General features: G+C 62.1%; 17 protein-coding genes, 1 tRNA gene and 1 pseudogene. 12 read left to right on the top strand and 7 right to left on the bottom strand.

Going from position 1 to position 16,491, the window contains the following annotated elements:
* Positions 1–48 precede the first annotated feature (48 nt).
* The 5 genes and pseudogenes from secDF (at position 49) to ACSQ3Z_RS14825 (ending at position 5,258) form a co-directional block, all read left to right on the top strand.
* Positions 49–2,601, top strand: coding sequence for a protein translocase subunit SecDF (gene secDF, locus ACSQ3Z_RS14845; protein WP_436172098.1), 2,553 nt, complete (start codon positions 49–51; stop codon positions 2,599–2,601).
* 11 nt (positions 2,602–2,612) lie between these two features.
* Positions 2,613–3,002, top strand: coding sequence for an Mth938-like domain-containing protein (locus ACSQ3Z_RS14840; RefSeq protein ID WP_436172097.1), 390 nt, complete (start codon positions 2,613–2,615; stop codon positions 3,000–3,002).
* A gap of 26 nt (positions 3,003–3,028) precedes the next feature.
* On the top strand, positions 3,029–3,844 hold the full coding sequence (locus ACSQ3Z_RS14835; RefSeq protein ID WP_436173910.1) for a phytoene/squalene synthase family protein: 816 nt from the start codon (positions 3,029–3,031) through the stop codon (positions 3,842–3,844).
* Between the two features lie 36 nt (positions 3,845–3,880).
* A complete protein-coding gene (locus ACSQ3Z_RS14830; protein WP_436172096.1) occupies positions 3,881–4,309 on the top strand; it encodes a hypothetical protein in 429 nt (142 codons plus the stop codon).
* Positions 4,309–5,258 (top strand): annotated as a pseudogene (locus ACSQ3Z_RS14825) (sterol desaturase family protein). The gene ACSQ3Z_RS14830 and the pseudogene ACSQ3Z_RS14825 overlap by 1 nt, the downstream one beginning before the upstream one ends.
* A 9-nt stretch (positions 5,259–5,267) precedes the next feature.
* On the opposite strand, the gene ACSQ3Z_RS14820 reads toward ACSQ3Z_RS14825, so the two are convergent.
* From ACSQ3Z_RS14820 to ACSQ3Z_RS14805, 4 genes are all read right to left on the bottom strand, one after another.
* A complete protein-coding gene (locus ACSQ3Z_RS14820) occupies positions 5,268–5,846 on the bottom strand; it encodes a hypothetical protein (protein ID WP_436172095.1) in 579 nt (192 codons plus the stop codon).
* A 3-nt stretch (positions 5,847–5,849) separates the two neighbouring features.
* Positions 5,850–7,259 carry a methylenetetrahydrofolate--tRNA-(uracil(54)-C(5))-methyltransferase (FADH(2)-oxidizing) TrmFO gene (trmFO, locus tag ACSQ3Z_RS14815; protein WP_436172094.1) on the bottom strand — a complete coding sequence of 470 codons (1,410 nt, stop codon included), beginning with the start codon at positions 7,257–7,259 and terminating at the stop codon, positions 5,850–5,852.
* A 371-nt stretch (positions 7,260–7,630) separates the two neighbouring features.
* Entirely contained in the window at positions 7,631–7,771 is a 141-nt protein-coding gene (locus tag ACSQ3Z_RS14810; RefSeq protein ID WP_097576666.1) for a DUF1127 domain-containing protein, read from the bottom strand.
* 51 nt (positions 7,772–7,822) lie between these two features.
* Positions 7,823–7,963, bottom strand: coding sequence for a DUF1127 domain-containing protein (locus tag ACSQ3Z_RS14805; protein WP_006203483.1), 141 nt, complete (start codon positions 7,961–7,963; stop codon positions 7,823–7,825).
* A gap of 235 nt (positions 7,964–8,198) precedes the next feature.
* On the opposite strand from ACSQ3Z_RS14805, the gene ACSQ3Z_RS14800 reads away from it, so the two are divergent.
* Both ACSQ3Z_RS14800 and ACSQ3Z_RS14795 read left to right on the top strand, forming a co-directional pair.
* On the top strand, positions 8,199–9,317 hold the full coding sequence (locus tag ACSQ3Z_RS14800; protein ID WP_436172093.1) for a DUF2157 domain-containing protein: 1,119 nt from the start codon (positions 8,199–8,201) through the stop codon (positions 9,315–9,317).
* On the top strand, positions 9,314–9,898 hold the full coding sequence (locus tag ACSQ3Z_RS14795) for a GDYXXLXY domain-containing protein (RefSeq protein ID WP_436172092.1): 585 nt from the start codon (positions 9,314–9,316) through the stop codon (positions 9,896–9,898). The genes ACSQ3Z_RS14800 and ACSQ3Z_RS14795 overlap by 4 nt, the downstream gene beginning before the upstream one ends.
* Before the next feature lie 179 nt (positions 9,899–10,077).
* Here ACSQ3Z_RS14795 and ACSQ3Z_RS14790 read toward each other — a convergent pair.
* Positions 10,078–10,162 (bottom strand) — tRNA-Leu (locus ACSQ3Z_RS14790).
* 332 nt (positions 10,163–10,494) lie between these two features.
* Here ACSQ3Z_RS14790 and tig point away from each other — a divergent pair.
* From tig to ACSQ3Z_RS14765, 5 genes are all read left to right on the top strand, one after another.
* Entirely contained in the window at positions 10,495–11,970 is a 1,476-nt protein-coding gene (tig, locus tag ACSQ3Z_RS14785; protein WP_436172091.1) for a trigger factor, read from the top strand.
* Between the two features lie 175 nt (positions 11,971–12,145).
* Positions 12,146–12,664, top strand: coding sequence for a hypothetical protein (locus tag ACSQ3Z_RS14780; protein WP_436172090.1), 519 nt, complete (start codon positions 12,146–12,148; stop codon positions 12,662–12,664).
* Between the two features lie 177 nt (positions 12,665–12,841).
* Positions 12,842–13,222 carry a c-type cytochrome gene (locus ACSQ3Z_RS14775; RefSeq protein ID WP_436172089.1) on the top strand — a complete coding sequence of 127 codons (381 nt, stop codon included), beginning with the start codon at positions 12,842–12,844 and terminating at the stop codon, positions 13,220–13,222.
* A gap of 21 nt (positions 13,223–13,243) precedes the next feature.
* Complete coding sequence (locus ACSQ3Z_RS14770) at positions 13,244–14,179, top strand: heme o synthase (protein WP_436172088.1); 936 nt, start codon at positions 13,244–13,246, stop codon at positions 14,177–14,179.
* A 377-nt stretch (positions 14,180–14,556) separates the two neighbouring features.
* Positions 14,557–15,375 carry a DUF2189 domain-containing protein gene (locus ACSQ3Z_RS14765; RefSeq protein WP_436172087.1) on the top strand — a complete coding sequence of 273 codons (819 nt, stop codon included), beginning with the start codon at positions 14,557–14,559 and terminating at the stop codon, positions 15,373–15,375.
* Between the two features lie 60 nt (positions 15,376–15,435).
* Here the strand turns inward: ACSQ3Z_RS14765 and ACSQ3Z_RS14760 are convergent, their stop codons facing one another.
* Both ACSQ3Z_RS14760 and ACSQ3Z_RS14755 read right to left on the bottom strand, forming a co-directional pair.
* Positions 15,436–15,909 (bottom strand): aminoacyl-tRNA deacylase, encoded by a 474-nt coding sequence (locus ACSQ3Z_RS14760; protein ID WP_436172086.1) that lies wholly within the window; start codon positions 15,907–15,909, stop codon positions 15,436–15,438.
* Between the two features lie 178 nt (positions 15,910–16,087).
* Positions 16,088–16,486, bottom strand: coding sequence for a cytochrome C oxidase subunit IV family protein (locus ACSQ3Z_RS14755; RefSeq protein ID WP_436172085.1), 399 nt, complete (start codon positions 16,484–16,486; stop codon positions 16,088–16,090).
* Positions 16,487–16,491: the final 5 nt, after the last annotated feature.

Below are 16,491 nucleotides of genomic sequence, written 5' to 3'. Positions count from 1 at the left end.
ATTCCAGGCGGAACGCTGCCGCTTGTACGCCTGAACGGACGATAACCAATGCTCTATTTCTCGCGCCTGAAGATGATCCTGATCTGGCTGGCCGTGGCCGCCACAGTGGTCCTCGCCGCGCCCAATCTGTTCCCCGCCAGCACATTGGCCAAGCTGCCTGACTGGGTACCGAAGCGGCAGATGACGCTCGGCCTCGATCTGCAGGGCGGCTCGCACATCCTGCTCAGGATGGATCCGAACGATCTGATCAAGGACCGGCTGCAGACGACGCGCGACGAGATCAGGACGCTGCTGCGCGACGCCAAGGTTGGCTATACCGGCCTGTCCGGATCGGGCCGCACCGTGCAGGTCCGCATCTCCGATCCCGCTCAGATCGATGCCGCCAAGACGGCGCTGAAGCCATTGACCACTCCGGTGGCAGCGGGTCTGTTCACCGGCGGCTCCGTCCAGGAGATGACGCTGGATGACTCCGAGCCCGGCCTGCTCAAATTCTCGGTCACCGACGCCGGCATCAAATACCGCACGTCGACGGCGCTGACGCAGTCGATCGAAGTCGTCGAGCGCCGTGTCAACGAGCTCGGCACGACCGAACCGATCGTGCAGCGGCAAGGCGACGACCGCATCCTGGTCCAGGTGCCGGGCCTGCAAGATCCGCAACGGCTGAAGGAAATCCTCGGCCAGACCGCCAAGCTGACCTTCCAGTTGGTCGACCAGTCGATGCCGGTGCAGGATGCGCTCAACGGCCGTCCGCCGGCTGGCTCCTCGGTGCTCTATTCGCAGGACGATCCGCCGGTTCCCTATCTGATCGAGAACCGCGTCATCGTTTCAGGCGAAAACCTGGCCGATGCGCAAGCGACGTTCAATTCCCAGACCAATGAGCCGGTGGTTTCGTTCACCTTCGATTCCAAGGGGGCGTCGCGCTTTGGCCAAGCGACATCCCAAAATGTCGGCAAGCCGTTTGCCATTGTCCTCGACAATCAGGTGATCTCGGCGCCAGTGATCCGTGAGCCGATCCTGGGCGGTTCCGGACAGATTTCCGGAAATTTCACGGCTCAAAGCGCCAACGATCTGGCAGTGCTGTTGCGCGCCGGCGCACTGCCGGCGACGCTGACCGTGATCGAAGAGCGCACCGTCGGTCCCGGCCTCGGTCAGGATTCCATCCATGCCGGCAAGGTCGCCGGTATCATCGGTTCGGTCCTGGTCGTGGCGTTCATGTTCGTCGCCTATGGCTTCCTAGGCTTCCTCGCCAACATCGCCCTGGCGGTGCATGTGGCGATGATCATCGCGCTGTTGTCGCTGCTGGGCGCCACACTGACCTTGCCTGGCATCGCCGGCATCGTGCTGACCATCGGCATGGCGGTCGATTCCAACGTTCTCATCTATGAGCGCATTCGCGAGGAGCGACGAAGCGGCCGATCGGTAATCCAGGCGATCGACACCGGTTTCACCAAGGCTCTGGCGACCATCGTCGATTCGAACGTCACGGCGCTGATCGCGACAGTGGTGCTGTTCTGGATCGGCACCGGACCGGTGAAGGGGTTTGCCATCACCTTCGCTATCGGCATTCTGACCACTGTCTTCACCGCCTTTACCTTCACCCGGCTGCTGGTGTCGATCTGGCTACGCCGCGCCCGCCCGAAGGAATTGCCGCGGCCACCGGTGACCTTCGTTCCGCCCGGCACGAAAATACCGTTCATGGGCATCCGCCGCTTGACGTTCGCGCTGTCGACTGTGCTGTCGATCCTGTCTGTCGTGCTGTTCATGACCGTCGACATCAATTACGGCATCGACTTCAAGGGCGGCTCGCTGATCGAGGTGCAGGCCAAGAATGGCAACGCCGATCTTGCCGATATCCGGAGCAGGCTGACGGAGCTGAACATCGGCGAGGTGCAGGTGCAGCAGTTCGGCGAGCCGACCGACGTGCTTATACGCGTCGGCACGCAGGACGGTGGCGAGAACGCCGAACAGACGGTTATCGACAAGGTGCGTGGCGAACTGCAGGACCAGTATGATTTCCGCCGCGTCGAAGTGGTGGGGCCGACTGTCTCCGGCGAACTCGCCAAGCAAGGCACCATCGCCATGCTTGTCGCGCTGTTCGGCATCCTGGTCTATGTCTGGTTCCGCTTCGAATGGCAGTTTGCGGTCGGCGCCATCATTGCCACCGTGCACGATATCGTCATGACACTTGGCTTCTTCGTCATCACCGGTCTCGAATTCAACCAGTCGTCGCTGGCGGCGATCCTGACCATCATCGGCTATTCGTTGAACGATACGATCGTCGTTTATGACCGTGTCCGCGAGGATCTGCGAAAATACAAGAAGATGCCGTTGCCGCATTTGCTGAACAACGCCATCAACGAGACGCTGTCGAGAACGACGCTGACCGCGGTGACGACGATCCTGGCGCTTTTGGCGCTGGTGCTGTTCGGCGGCGAGGTGATCCGCTCGTTTACGCTGGCGATGCTGTTCGGCGTGGTCTTCGGCACCTATTCGTCGATCTTCATCGCCGCGCCGCTGCTGATCCTGTTCAAGTTGCGGCCGCAGGCCGCAACCTCCGACGAGGAGAAGCCGGTGAATGGCGGCAAAGCCGTGGCGACCTGACGACCACGCCAGTGGCCAAAGGGATCGTCATCCGCGAGGCGCATTTCCCTGGCCGGGCGCCGATCGAGGCTTATGGCAATGGCGGCTTCCGCTTCGCCGATATGTCGCATCGCGGCTCGCTGCTGTGCCTGCCGTCCGGCATCCATGGTTGGGAGCCAGCCGATCCGCTGGCGCTGACGGCGGCGGATTTCGGCAAGCTCCTCGCCGAGGCCGGCAAGGTCGAGATCCTGTTGGTCGGGACCGGCAAGGATTTGAGGCCCTTGCCGACGGCGCTGCGTGCGGCGTTGAAGGAGGCCGGCATTTCGGCGGACCCGATGTCGACCGGAGCCGCCGTGCGGACCTATAACGTCCTGCTGGCCGAGGAGCGTGCCGTGGCCGCAGCGCTCATCGCCGTCGACTGACCGTGTCTGGTACCGTCAAGATCGTCATGGACGCGGTGCGCGCCGCCGACCATGACCGCTATGTCAGTGCGCTCTACGCGCCCGCGGACAGGCGCGACGCGCTGTTTTCGCTCTATGCCTTCAATGCCGAGATATCGGCCATACGCGACCGAATCCACGAGCCTTTGCCGGGTGAAGTGCGGCTGCAATGGTGGCGCGACGTCATTGCCGCCGAGGGGGAAGCCACCGGCAACCCGCTCGCCGACGCGCTGAAGGCGACGTTTTCCGCTCACCGCCTGCCGAAGTCCGCCTTAGACAACATGCTCGAAGCACGCATTTTCGATCTCTACGACGATCCGATGCCGTCGCGTACCGACCTCGAAGGCTATTGCGGCGAGACGGCAGCGGCGCTGATCCAGTTCGCGGCGATGGTGCTCGATCCGGTTGAGGCGCCGCGCTTCGCCGAACTGGCGGGAAGGGCGGGCTGCGCGCAGGCGATGACCGGTCTTTTGCTGCTGTTGCCGCTGCATCGTCGGCGTGGCCAATGCTTCGTGCCTGCGGATGTGCTTGCGGCGGCCGGCTCCTCGCCGGAAGAGTTCATCAAAGGCGACGGCGGTCCTGGCGCGCAACGCGGTGTGGCGGCGATGATCGCGTTGGCGCGGGAACACCTTGCGGCTTTCGAACAGGGTGCTTCGGCCTTGCCGGCGTCGCTGCGCGCGGCCTTCCTGCCGCTTGCGCTGTCTCGTGCCTATCTCGACAGGATGGAAAGCCATTCGCCGCTCGATGGCGTGGTGCGGTTGTCGGCCCTGCACCGGCATTGGCTGCTACTGCGTCGCGCCTCGAAAGGCTGGCCGCCCCTTTGACGTAAACGTCAATCATGGTAGGACTCCCGCCGGGTCATGAGCCTGCCCGTGCTGGTCGCACTTGTCGTCTTTGGCATTGCGCTGTCGGTCGCGGCCGTGCATTTCACCGGCGGCACCAAGACCGCGACGCTCGCCGGTTCGGATCAGGCATTGAGCCGCTTCGCGGAGGATTTTCCTGATGAAGTGGCGACGACGGTTCGGCTGACGGCGGACGCCAGGACGGCGTTTCTCGATCTTCGGAATGGGCGCACCGGCATCGTCCAAAGCATCGGCGACTGCTTTTTGACCCGCATCGTCACGGCCAGCGACATTGTTGCCCTGGATGTCAACGACAGCGGCGCCATTTCGCTCAAGCTTGCTGATTTCACTTGGAAGGGCGGTCGCTTCGCCTTCGCCGACCGGGCCGACACCGAGGCCGTCGCCGCTGCCTTGCGAAATCTCGATCAGGCCAGGGAGGCCGCGTGATGGACGACTACAATTTTCCGCAGGTCACCCAGCTTGCCATCCCGTTCTTCGTCGGCGCGATCCTGATCGAATTGTGGCTGGTGCGCACCGGCCGCGCCAAGGGTTCGTTCGAGACGCGCGACACGCTGGCCAGCCTGTTGATGGGCACCGGCAATGTCGTCGCCGGGCTGCTGCTGGGAGTCGTCTCCTACTGGGCTCTGCTCTGGCTCTGGCAATACCGGTTCTTCAATCTGGGCCTCTCGGTCTGGTGTTCCTCGTCGCCTTCCTGCTCGATGATCTGCGCTACTATGTCTATCACCGCATCGCGCATCGGGTGCGTTGGGTGTGGGCCGAACACGTCAACCACCATTCGAGCCAGCACTACAATCTGTCGACGGCGCTCAGGCAAAGCTGGACGGGGCTGTTCACCTTCATGTTCGTGCTGCAGGCGCCGCTGGTGCTGCTCGGTTTCCATCCGGCCGTCATCGCCTTCACCTTCGGCTTCAATCTGGTCTGGCAGTTCTGGATCCACACCGAGACCATCGGCAAGATGTGGGGCTGGTTCGAATTCATCTTCAACACGCCATCGCATCACCGTGTCCATCACGACACCAATCCGCGCTATCTCGACGCCAACTTTGCCGGCACGCTTATCATCTGGGACCGCATGTTCGGCACCTTCGTCGAGGAACTCGAGGAGGACCGGCCGCGCTACGGCATCGTCAAGAACATCGGCACCTTCAATCCGCTGAAAGTGGCTTTTCACGAGTGGGTCGGCATGTTCACGGATGCGTTCGCGCCCGGCCTTTCGCTGCGCCACCGTCTGAACTACCTGATCAAGCCGCCAGGCTGGAGCCATGACGGTTCGCGCGATACTTCGGAGAGCCTGAAGACCGCCTATGTCCGGCGAAATCCGGGCGAGGCGGGCAAGCCGGGGCTGCCAAGCGCGGCCGTCAGGCCAGCAGAGTAGGACTTCCTATCAGGATGGCCCGTCGCCATCACTGTCTCGCGCAGCCGCCGGACTGTCACCCGACATGGTGGCGCTGATGCGCCGAGTTGTGCCGAAATGCCGTCCGGACTTGCGGCCCAGCGAATCTGTAAAATTGGCTTCCAACTCGACCAGCGCATCGACGACCGCCGGCGCCTCAGAGCCGGGGCTCTCCCGCTGGAACCGGGCGCTGACATATACGCCACGAGGATGTGACGGATTGAGACGGGCTTCGACGGTCCAAGACGACGATAGCGAATAGAGCGCCTTCATCAAACCGATGAGGAACTGGTCATTGTAGGGACCTTTGAGGCGCTGTACGGCAACTATTCTCTTCAAGCTTCGATCGCGGTCCTCAATGTAATTTTCATTGTCGTGCAACCAACCTTTGCCTCCTTCGGGTTGGCCGATCAGCGCCTCGATCGCGGGTATATGAACCTCGCGCAACTTTTGTAGGTTGTTGCATCTGACGTAGATGCTCCAGACAATTTCGTAGTCGCCGGCGAAAGGCTCCTCGCTTGGCGGCAAGCCCGGCGGCAGAAGCTGGGGCAGACCGGAGCGTCTAGCCATGGACTACTCCGCCGCCTCCGCCCGCGCAGGCAGGCCCAGCCACTCCCGGCAGTCGGCCAGCGCGCGCGACGTCACGGCGCGCCGCTTGGCAACAGTCTTGTCCTTGCCGCGCAGGCGCTTTCCTTCGGCTTTCGGTGCTTCCACCGGCGGGAACAGGCCGAAATTGACGTTCATCGGTTGGAACGAGCGCTTGCCCGGCTCGTCGTCGGACACGATATGGCCGCCGGTGATGTGGTTGAGCAGTGCGCCGAACGCGGTGGTCAGGGGTGGCAGCGATGGTGCATGACCGAGCCGCTCGGCGGCGGCGAAGCGCCCAGCCAGCAGGCCGATTGCCGCGCTCTCGACATAGCCTTCGCAGCCGGTGATCTGGCCGGCAAAGCGCAGGCCGGGCCGCGACTTCAGCTGCAGCGATTGATCGAGCAGGGTCGGCGAATTGATGTAGGTGTTGCGGTGCAGGCCGCCGAGGCGGGCAAAATCGGCATTCTCGAGCCCGGGGATGGTGCGGAAGACGCGCACCTGCTCGGCATGCTTCAGCTTGGTCTGGAAACCGACCATGTTGTAGAGCGTGCCCAGCGCATTGTCCTGGCGAAGCTGGACGACGGCATAGGCTTTTACCGTCGGATTGTGGGCATTGGTCAGGCCCATCGGCTTCATCGGGCCGTAGCGCAGCGTCTCGACGCCGCGCTCTGCCATCACCTCGATCGGCAGGCAGCCGTCGAAATAGGGCGTGCCTTCCCATTGTTTGAATTCAGTTTTCTGGCCCTCGACCAGCGCCTGCACGAAGGCCAGATACTGCTCCCTGTCCATCGGGCAGTTGATATAGTCCTTGCCAGTGCCGCCGGGCCCGACCTTGTCGTAGCGCGACTGGAACCAGCAGATGTCCATGTCGATCGTGTCGAAATGCACGATCGGCGCAATGGCGTCGAAGAAAGCCAGCGCATCGGCTCCGGTCGCTTCCGCGATCGACTGGGCAAGCCCAGGTGCGGTCAGCGGGCCGGTGGCGATGATCGCCTGGTCCCAGTCCGCCGGCGGCAGGCCCGGCACTTCCTCGCGCTGGATGGTGATCAGCGGGTGCGCCTCAAGCTTCCTGGTTACGGCCTCGGAAAAACCGTCGCGATCGACGGCCAGCGCGCCGCCGGCCGGAACTTGGTTGGCGTCGCCGGCGCTCATGATCAGCGACCCGGCGAGCCGCATTTCGGCATGCAGCAGGCCGACAGCGTTGCTTTCGGCATCGTCGGAACGGAAGGAATTGGAGCAGACGAGCTCGGCCAGCCCATCGGTCTTGTGCGCATCGGTGCCGCGAACCGGACGCATTTCATGCAGCACGACGGGAACTCCGGCTTCGGCCGCCTGCCAGGCCGCTTCGGAGCCGGCGAGGCCGCCGCCGACGATGTGAATGGGGTTTTTGCTCATGAGCGCCGGAATAGTCGCTTGTAGCTGCGATTGCAATTGGCCGGCTGGGGCGGAGGAGCCGATGGGTCGGAAGCCTGGCCCAAAAACACAACACCCGCCGGGGGAGGAGGTCCGGCGGGTGTCGTTTTGGTGGTCGATCCTCGGGAGGAGGTGAAGATCGACCGTATTCGTCATCGCCGGGGAGGAGGTCGGCTTTGACGAAATTCCTTTCGCCATTTTGAAAAAGGGGCGAAACCCTTTTGGGAAACAACGCCCGCCGCGGGAGGAGGTGCGGCGGGCGCCGTTTTGCTGGTCAACCCTCGGGAGGAGGTGAAGGCTGACCGTATCCGTCAGGGTCGGGGAGGAGGTCGACCCTGGCGAAATTCTTGTACTTAGATCGCCTTGCGAGCGACGATCTTGATCTCGTCACGGATGATGCCGAGGTCATGGAGCTGGCGGTTCGAAAGGCGACCCAGCTCGTTAACGGTGTCGCGGTAGACGCGCCAGTTACGGTAGTTGCGGATCAGGTTCATTGTCGTTCTCTTTTTCAAAACTGGTTCGGACCATTTGCGGCCCGAAGAGGATTAGACCGCCTTGCGGGCCACGTAGTGGATGTCGCTGCGGCCGATGCCGAGGTCGTTCAGTTCGCGGTTCGACAGGCGGCTCAGCTCGGAAACAGTGTTCCGGTAGCGGCGCCAGTTGCGATAGTTGCGGATCAGGTTCATGGTATTCTCGTTTCGTCTTTCTTTCGGATCATTCCGTCTTTCTGTATGCCGTGAAGATAGGTGGGGTCATATCGATTTAAAAGCGCTATCGCTGCATGGCAGCAATGCAAATTGTGCAATGCACCATTAACGCGCGTTCACGTCTCGAACACAAAGAAACCCGAATCGGAAAATGCCGTGGCGTCAGCGGCTTGGCCGGCTCGGCTGAAAAAAGACCAAGCTTGGGGGAGATGACATGGCGAGCTATGCGTCACGGGCCAAATCGGACATTGCGCGATGGCTCGAGGCTGGCCTGATCGATGGGCCGACGGCCGACGCGTTAAGGCGCGACATCGAGGCCAATGAACGGAGGTCGCTGAGCTTCGGTTCGATCCTGGCGATGATGGCGGCACTGTTGTTTGGCGCCGCCATCCTGATCTTCGTCGCCGCCAACTGGGAGGCCATTCCGCGGCTGGCGCGGGTCGCCGCACTCTTCGCCATCATCCTGGCCGGCTATGTCGGTGGCGCACTGCTGAAGATACGCGGCCATGCGGCGATCGGCGAGGCGCTCTGGATCATCGCTGCGGCGGCGTTCGGCGGATCGATCGCGCTGATCGGCCAGATGTATCACCTGACCGGCGACGAGGCATCGGCGCTGATCACCTGGGGTGCCGGCACGGCGCTGGCGGCGGTGGCATTGCGCTCGAATCCGCTGACCGTCGCTTCCGTCGGCATCGCCGATGCCTGGCTGTTCGTCAAAGGATTCGACTATTTCAAGCGTACGGAATTTCCGCATTTCTTCGTCGTCATGGCCATTGTGCTGTTTGCCATTTCGTCCTGGACCCGCAGTCAGGCGGCGCGGCACCTGATCATCCTGTCGGTCCTCTGCTATCTGGTGCTGTTCGTGATTGACTACAGCACGCTGCAGGTCGCCATCCCGTTGGCGATCGTCTCGGCGCTGCTCTTTGCAGTGGCGGTCTTTGCCGCCGAGCCCGTCGACAGGATCGTCCAACTCGGCGGCCGGTTGCCCTTGCACGCCTTGATCGGTTTCCTCACGGGACTGGCGATGCTGCAGATGGAGCTGGCCGGCGACGCGAGCTACGACAGCGGCTTCGCCATCGCCTCTGCGATTGCGCTTGCCGGTATTGTCGCAGCGATCATGCTGGGCGGCCGCGAGAGCAGGGGCCTGCGCTGGGTTGCCTATGTGGGCTTCGCCTTCGAGCTCGCCCTCATCTATGTGGTGATGCTGCGGTCGATGCTCGACACCGCAGGCTTCTTCCTGGCCGCTGCAGTGCTTCTCGGTATCCTGGCGGTCGTCATCATCCAGATCGAGAAACGCATGAAGGCGCCGCGCGCCGAAGGAGTGGCAGCGTGATGACCGGGAAAAGACTTGTCATCTCGGCGCTGGTGCTGGCGCTCGTCCAGATCGGCTTTTTGAGCTGGATCATCGCCGGTAGGGCAGCGATCCTGCGCGACGGCAAGGACGTGCTTTTGAAGGTCGAGCCGATCGATCCGCGCGACCTCTTGCGCGGCGACTATATTCGCCTTGGCTACGAGATATCGCGTATTCCGGTGAAAATGATCGCCAACATCCCGGCCGACAAGTTCTCGAGTGACGACACCTCGATCGTGGTCAGGCTGAAAAAGGGCGCCGATGGCTATTGGCAGCCGACAGTGGCCTGGTTCGGCCAGGCGCCGACGCCTGCCGCCTCCGATGAAACCGATATTGTCGGACACGTTGGCGAGGGCTGGAGTTTGCGCGAAGAGGGAGGTTCGATCGCGCCGGACTACGGCATAGAGCGCTTTTATCTGCCGGAGGGCGAGGGCATGGCGATCCAGGACGACATGAGGGTGCGGCCGTTCGCTGTCCGTGTCGCGATCGCAGCCAACGGCACTCCACAGATCAAGGCGCTGATGGACGGCGACAAGACGTTGTTCGAGGAACCGCTTTATTAGACACGGCCAGCCGCTCCGCATGCTTGTCGCTCTTCGCCAGTCTCCGTGACCATTCGTCTGGAACTCGAGTGAAGCATGACAATTGAACTGACGGCGCCGGCACGACATCAATCTCGACGCTGTTCTGCGCGTCGCCTAGTCGTAGGGGCTTTTCATTTGGCGAGCCGATGCTCAGTTTTTGGTGCGGATGAAGGGACTCGAACCCCCACGCCTTTCGGCACTGGAACCTAAATCCAGGGCGTCTACCAATTCCGCCACATCCGCGTCGCCCGGCAATCCCATGTAGCCATCATTCTGTCAATGTCAGAGCCAAAATGCCGGTCAAACACGGAAACGCGAAGAGAGTTGAAAATTAGCCTCGCCTGTGACAAAAGGCGTGTCGAATGTGACGGGATGCGACGATCCGCTTCTGCAGAATGTGATAAGAAGTAGGAAAAACAAAGACTTATTCACATTTTGGAGCGCAGTTTGGGAGGATTTGACCAAGGTCAAATCGCCAGGTTCCGTACCAAAAGCCATTTCCGGCAGGATTATACCGGCAGGCTGTGAACGGCAGAGGCCGTGGCAGTCTCATTGGTGAAAACAAAGGTTTTACGATGCAGGTCACCGAAACGCTCAACTCCGGTCTCAAGCGCGAGATCAAGATCACCGTGCCGGCCGGTGACATGGAAGCCAAGCTGATGGCGCGGCTTTCGGATGCCCGCAACAAGGTTCGCATCAACGGCTTCCGTCCCGGCAAGGTGCCGGTGCAGCACCTGCGCAAGGTCTACGGCAAGTCGTTCATGGCCGAAGTGGTCAACGAGATTCTTAACGATTCGACCCGTTCGATCATCACGGGGCGCGGCGAAAAGGCCGCCATGCAGCCCGAAGTGATCATGACCGAGGACGAGAAAGAGGCCGAGAAGATCCTGGCCGGCGGCGCCGACTTCGAGTTCCGCCTCAACTACGAGATCATCCCGGCGATCGAGATCAAGGATTTCTCCGACATCAAGGTGACGCGCCAGGTGTTCGACGTTCCGGATTCGGAAATCGACGAGCAGGTCAAGCGCATCGCCGAATCGGCACGCAGCTACGAGCCGAAAGCCGGCAAGGCCGCCGAGGGCGACCGCGTCAGCATTGACTATGTCGGCAAGATCGGCGGCGAGGCCTTCGCTGGCGGCGCCGGCAACGACCAGCCGCTGGTGCTCGGCTCCAAGGAATTCATCCCGGGCTTCGAGGACCAGCTGATCGGCGCCAAGGCCGGCGACGAGAAGCAGGTCACAGTAACCTTTCCGGAAAACTACCAGGCGGCGCATCTGGCCGGCAAGGAAGCGACCTTCGACGTCACCGTCAAGGAAGTGTCGATGCCCGGCGCGCTGGAGATCAATGACGAGACGGCCAAGAACCTCGGCCTGGAATCGCTGGAGCGCCTGCGCGAGGTGGTCCGCGGCCAGATCGAGAACCAGTTCGGTTCGATGACGCGACAGAAGGTCAAGCGCCAGCTGCTTGACCAGCTTGACGCTTCCTATTCGTTCGAGGCGCCGTCGAAGCTGGTCGAAGCCGAGTTCAATAACATCTGGAGCCAGGTCAACCGCGATCTCGAAGCCGCCGGTCGTACCTTCGCCGACGAAGAGACGACGGAAGAAGAGGCGCGCGCCGAATATATGCGGCTTGCCGAGCGCCGGGTGCGCCTCGGCCTGGTTCTGGCCGAGATCGGCGAGAAGGCCGGCGTCACCGTTTCGGACGAGGAATTGCAGCGCGGCCTGTTCGAGCAGGTGCGCCGCTATCCGGCCAACCAGCAGCAGGAAGCCTTCGAATTCTACCGCAGCAACCCCGAGGCGCTGAACACGCTGCGTGCGCCGATGTTCGAGGAGAAGGTCGTCGACCATCTGCTCGGCCAGATTTCGGTTACCGACGTCAAGGTCAGCAAGGAAGAGCTGATGGCCGACGACGAGGAGGCCGAGACGGCCAAGGCCAAGCCGGCGAAGAAGGCCGCTGCAAAGAAGGCCGAGAAGCCTGAGACGGCCGACGACGCGGAAGAACCCAAGAAGAAGGCAGCGCCGAAGAAAAAAGCGGCCAAGGACGCCGAGTAATTCGGCACGTCAATCAAATCGTGAAAGGCCGCCGTCGGGCGGCCTTTTTCGTGGCCGCGCCCTGTGGCCATGGTGCAACAGAGGCGCCCTCGAATGATGCCAGATGGCTGGCGATTCGAAGCCTTGAACATTATCTGCGCTTTTGTTGTAAACCCGCGGGGTGTTGGAGGCATCGTTGAGGCTGTTCGTCGAAATGGGCGGCGTTGTGGCTGCGGCGCTCGTTCTTGCTTCACTGTGCGGCACGGCCGAGGCCGGCCTCGACAACTGGCGTTTCGACACCGGCAGCGACGGCCTGGCGACCGCCTCGCTCCATGCCAGCAACAAGCTCATCACCGGCGGCGGCGCGCTCAGCTACAGCCCGGTCCTGACCATTGCCTGCCGGGCGAACGGCGAGCCGCGCTGGAGCGAATGGCTGCAGCTCAACGATGCCGTCTCGGCCAGCCGCAAGATCACCATGTCGATCACGCTCGACGGCGGCGGCAAATTCGATGAAAGCTGGTCCGTCGGCACGCGCGGCAGGATTCTGGTCAGGGACGGCGCCGACGGCGTCAAGCGGCTGGTTTCGGCAAACCGGCTCCTGCTGTCCTGGCGGTTCGGCCTGCTGGCCGGGAGGGGCGAGGCCGACTTCGACCTTGCCGGGCTTGGCGAGGCGGTCGACCAGATTGCCGGGACCTGCAATGCCGATCCGCCCTGATCATGCATCCTCCAACCGTTGATTGAGTTCTCTACCTGCTTGGAAGATTCCGTGGTATGTAGGTGCCGCAATTCCACAGGGGGGACGCGGATATTCCGCTCTGCCGAAATAGGGCGCGTGCCGGCGAAAGAACTGGCGCGCGCAGATCGTCCGAGGACGGATCAGGGAGGAAATGCCATGCGCGCAATCGCGTTCTTTGCCGTCGTTTTCGTCGCAACCTTCTTCGCAAGCCAATCGCAGGCACAGGATGCCGCCGCGGGCGAGAAGGTCTTCACGAAGTGCAAGGCCTGCCACGTCGCGGACGAGGACAAGAACAAGATCGGTCCGTCGCTGCATGGCGTCATGGGCCGAACGGCCGGTACGCATCCGGATTTCAAATATTCCGAAGCCATGGTCGCGGCCGGCACATCCGGCGTCAAATGGGACGAACCGACGCTGGCGACCTACCTTCACGATCCCAAGGGCATGGTGAAAGGCACCAAGATGGTGTTCCCGGGTCTCAAGAAGGACGAGGACGTCGCCAACGTCATCGCCTATCTGAAGCAGTTCTCACCGTAAGCCTGATCTTCACCGGCTGACATGTCGACCCGGGAAAGCCACCTCGAGGATACCGGCCCCCGCCTCTCGGAAGCGACGGCCGGGGATTTCTTCGCGCTTTTGAAACCACGTGTCATGGCGCTTGCCGTTTTCACGGCTTTCGTCGGCCTGATGGTGGCGCCGGTCATGATGAACCCGGTCATCGCCGTGATCGCAATCAGCGCCATCGCGGTTGGAGCCGGTGCGGCAGGGGCGCTCAACATGTGGTACGACGCGGATATCGATGCGTTGATGTCGCGCACCGCAAAGCGGCCGGTGCCGTCCGGCCTTGTCACGCCAGGCGAGGCACTCGGCTTCGGACTGGTGCTTTCGGCGCTGTCGATCATGACGCTCGGCGTGCTGGTGGGATGGCTTGCCGCATCGCTGCTGGCCTTCACCATCTTCTTCTATGTCGTGATCTATACGATGTGGCTGAAACGCTCGACGCCGCAGAACATCGTCATAGGCGGTGCCGCGGGCGCGCTTCCTCCTGTCATCGGCTGGGCGGCAGCCACCGGCACCGTGGGCGTCGAAAGCCTCATCCTGTTCCTGATCATCTTCCTCTGGACGCCGCCGCATTTCTGGGCGCTCGCGTTGTTCAAGGTCGGCGACTACGCCGCAGCGGGCATACCCATGATGCCGAACGTTGCCGGCGAAGCGTCGACGCGAAAGCAGATCTTCGTCTATTCGCTCGTTTTGGCGCCGATCGGCGTGCTGCCGTGGCCCTTCGGTTTCGCCAGCGCTTATTTCGGGATCGCTTCGGCCGCATTGGGCGCCGGCTTCATCTGGCACGCCTGGAAGGTTCTGGCTGCTCCCGGCAAGGAGATGAGGCCCGCCAAGACGCTGTTTGCCTATTCGATCCTCTATCTCTTTGCGATCTTCGCGATGCTGCTTGTCGACACGATCGCAACGCGCGTGGTTGTTTCAGCCGGCGGTTGACGGCACGAGCGGTATTGCCGGGCTGCGCGCCGGGTTGTGGCGAGCGAGTCGCCCATGCTGCACTAATATCTAGTATCCGGGCTCACGTCACATCGGCAGAGCGCAGAATCCCAGCAGCAACAGAATCACTATGCCGAGGCCCAGTATGAGAACAGTCCTTGTGTCCATGACATGACCTTCACCGTTCACCGGCATAGAATATCGAAGAAGAGCCTCCAGAGCTAGCGTGGCCGCCCAGCCATCTTCAACAAAGGGCGACAAATCCCCTGCAGGAGAGTATGTTGTTTGCGGTGCAGGTCGCGGTTCGCGTGGCCCAGTCACGCTGAACGACGCACCGTGAAACCGCGACCTTACTGGACCTGGTCTGGAGGAACGGCATGACAAGTTTTCACGTGATTGCAGGCGCCAGCGAAACGCTGGAACACACCAAAATTCGAAAAATCGGTGTTTCCGACCTTTTTGATGCGCTCAGGCGGGGCGTCGACGATTTCATGGTCAAACCATCGCACATCGTTTTTCTCTGCCTGATCTATCCGCTGGTGGGTGTCGTGCTCGCCGCCTGGACATCGGGTGCCAATGCGCTGCCGCTGCTGTTTCCGCTGGTGTCCGGCTTTGCGCTCATCGGTCCGTTCGCGGCGATCGGCCTCTATGAGATCAGCCGCAGGCGGGAAGCCGGGCTCGATACTTCGTGGAGACACGCTTTCGAGGTCAGGAATTCTCCGGCGCTGCCGGCCATCGCGGCGGTCGGGATCATGCTGTTTTCGATCTTCATCGCCTGGCTTTTGACCGCGCAGCTGTTCTACCAACAGCTCTTCGGTCCGGCGCCGCCGGCATCGATATCCAGCTTCATCAGCGAGATATTCGCCACCGGGCGCGGCTGGACGCTGATTATCCTGGGACACGCCATCGGCTTCGCGTTTGCTGTGGTCGTGCTATGCACAACGGTGGTTGCTTTCCCGCTGCTGCTCGACCGTGACGTCGGCGCCTACGAAGCCATCCACACCTCGGTGCGCGTGGTGCTGGCGAACCCGATCGTCATGGCTGTGTGGGGGCTGATCGTCGCCGTCGCGCTGATCATCGGCTCGCTGCCGGTGTTTGCGGGGCTAGCCATCGTGCTGCCGGTCCTTGGCCATGCCACTTGGCATGTCTATCGCAAGGTGGTGGATTCGTCGCCGCCTGCCAGACCTGCCGATTGAGGACGTCCCGCCTGCCCGCACCGGCGAAAGGGCCGGTGCGGGCCGCCTGGCGAGGGCTTGTCAGTAAGCCGGATGGCTGAAGCGGGCTTGGCGTGCGTCCACGGTCAGGTCGCGGAAATCCTTGCCGCTGACATGCACCAGCGTCCTGTGGTCGCCGCCCTCGAAATAGACATCGTCGGCGGCACGAAGGCTCTCATCGACGATGACGGGCACATCGTAGGCCGCGCCGATCGGCGGGACGGCGCCGATGTCGCAATCGGCGAAAAGCAAAACCACTTCGTCTTCGGAGGCGAGACCAAGACGCCTGTCCATGACGTCCTGCAACGCGCCGAGTTCGATCCTGTGGGTGCTTGGAACCACGGCCAGCGCATAGCCAAGTTCGTGGTGAACGACCACCGATTTGGCCATGATGCTGCCCGGCACATGCGCGGCTATAGCGGACTGCCTGGTTGTGGATGTGCGGTGATGCGCGACGGTATCGTAGGAAATTCCCTTGCCGTCGATATAGTGCTTCAGTCTGTTGGCGATCGTCATCTTGGGCCTCCCTTGCCGGAGTTCGCGACGCGCGGGAATGAGAGCAGTCATTCTCCCGATGTCGCTTCCGATATCTGGAAAATGGACCAGCCGCCGGTTGTTTCAAGGCAGCCGAACGGCAAGCAGCATCCGCGCACAACTGAAGTCGCGGCTGCTGGATCTCACCCGGTTCTAGATTTCAGGGTCCGGCTCCGAAAAATGTCACCCGAGTGAGAAGCGTGTAGTCGGCTTCGAGGACCATCATGGCCACGAACACCAGCACCAGGATCGGCGGCAGGATGATCGCATAGGCCAGCGCCAGCCGTTCCCAGGCCATATGCATGAAGACGGCGACGATCAGCCCTGCCTTGAGCATCATGAAGATCAGGATCAGCGACCATCTGAGATAGCCGTGAATGCCTAAATAATCGACCATGTAGGAGCAAGCGCTGAGGATGAACAGCCACGCCCAAACCACCAGATAGAGCTTGATCGGGTGTTCCTGATGGACCTCGGCGGTGGCAACGCCGGCGGTCGTCGCATCGTGGGCACCGTGCAGCTGGTGTTGCCCAAGGCCGTTTGCGGTTGCTTCAGCCATATTTT

The sequence above is a fragment of the Mesorhizobium sp. LjNodule214 genome (genome assembly GCF_964252735.1).
Classification (GTDB): Bacteria; Pseudomonadota; Alphaproteobacteria; order Rhizobiales; family Rhizobiaceae; genus Mesorhizobium.
The sequence above is the reverse complement of the archived record's forward strand: the minus strand, read 5'-3'. Positions and strand labels throughout refer to the sequence as shown.

What these genes read in the sequence shown, in the direction of transcription:
- ACSQ3Z_RS14835 (WP_436173910.1), top strand. Translation starts at nt 3,029, where the DNA reads ATGGACGCGGTGCGCGCCGCCGACCATGACCGCTATGTCAGTGCGCTC.
- ACSQ3Z_RS14770 (WP_436172088.1), top strand. Translation starts at nt 13,244, where the DNA reads ATGTCGACCCGGGAAAGCCACCTCGAGGATACCGGCCCCCGCCTCTCG.
- ACSQ3Z_RS14800 (WP_436172093.1), top strand. Translation starts at nt 8,199, where the DNA reads ATGGCGAGCTATGCGTCACGGGCCAAATCGGACATTGCGCGATGGCTC.
- secDF (WP_436172098.1), top strand. Translation starts at nt 49, where the DNA reads ATGCTCTATTTCTCGCGCCTGAAGATGATCCTGATCTGGCTGGCCGTG.
- ACSQ3Z_RS14775 (WP_436172089.1), top strand. Translation starts at nt 12,842, where the DNA reads ATGCGCGCAATCGCGTTCTTTGCCGTCGTTTTCGTCGCAACCTTCTTC.
- ACSQ3Z_RS14820 (WP_436172095.1), bottom strand. Translation starts at nt 5,846, where the DNA reads ATGGCTAGACGCTCCGGTCTGCCCCAGCTTCTGCCGCCGGGCTTGCCG.
- ACSQ3Z_RS14765 (WP_436172087.1), top strand. Translation starts at nt 14,557, where the DNA reads ATGACAAGTTTTCACGTGATTGCAGGCGCCAGCGAAACGCTGGAACAC.
- ACSQ3Z_RS14755 (WP_436172085.1), bottom strand. Translation starts at nt 16,486, where the DNA reads ATGGCTGAAGCAACCGCAAACGGCCTTGGGCAACACCAGCTGCACGGT.
- ACSQ3Z_RS14810 (WP_097576666.1), bottom strand. Translation starts at nt 7,771, where the DNA reads ATGAACCTGATCCGCAACTACCGTAACTGGCGCGTCTACCGCGACACC.
- ACSQ3Z_RS14830 (WP_436172096.1), top strand. Translation starts at nt 3,881, where the DNA reads ATGAGCCTGCCCGTGCTGGTCGCACTTGTCGTCTTTGGCATTGCGCTG.
- trmFO (WP_436172094.1), bottom strand. Translation starts at nt 7,259, where the DNA reads ATGAGCAAAAACCCCATTCACATCGTCGGCGGCGGCCTCGCCGGCTCC.
- ACSQ3Z_RS14805 (WP_006203483.1), bottom strand. Translation starts at nt 7,963, where the DNA reads ATGAACCTGATCCGCAACTATCGCAACTGGCGCCGCTACCGGAACACT.
- tig (WP_436172091.1), top strand. Translation starts at nt 10,495, where the DNA reads ATGCAGGTCACCGAAACGCTCAACTCCGGTCTCAAGCGCGAGATCAAG.
- ACSQ3Z_RS14760 (WP_436172086.1), bottom strand. Translation starts at nt 15,909, where the DNA reads ATGACGATCGCCAACAGACTGAAGCACTATATCGACGGCAAGGGAATT.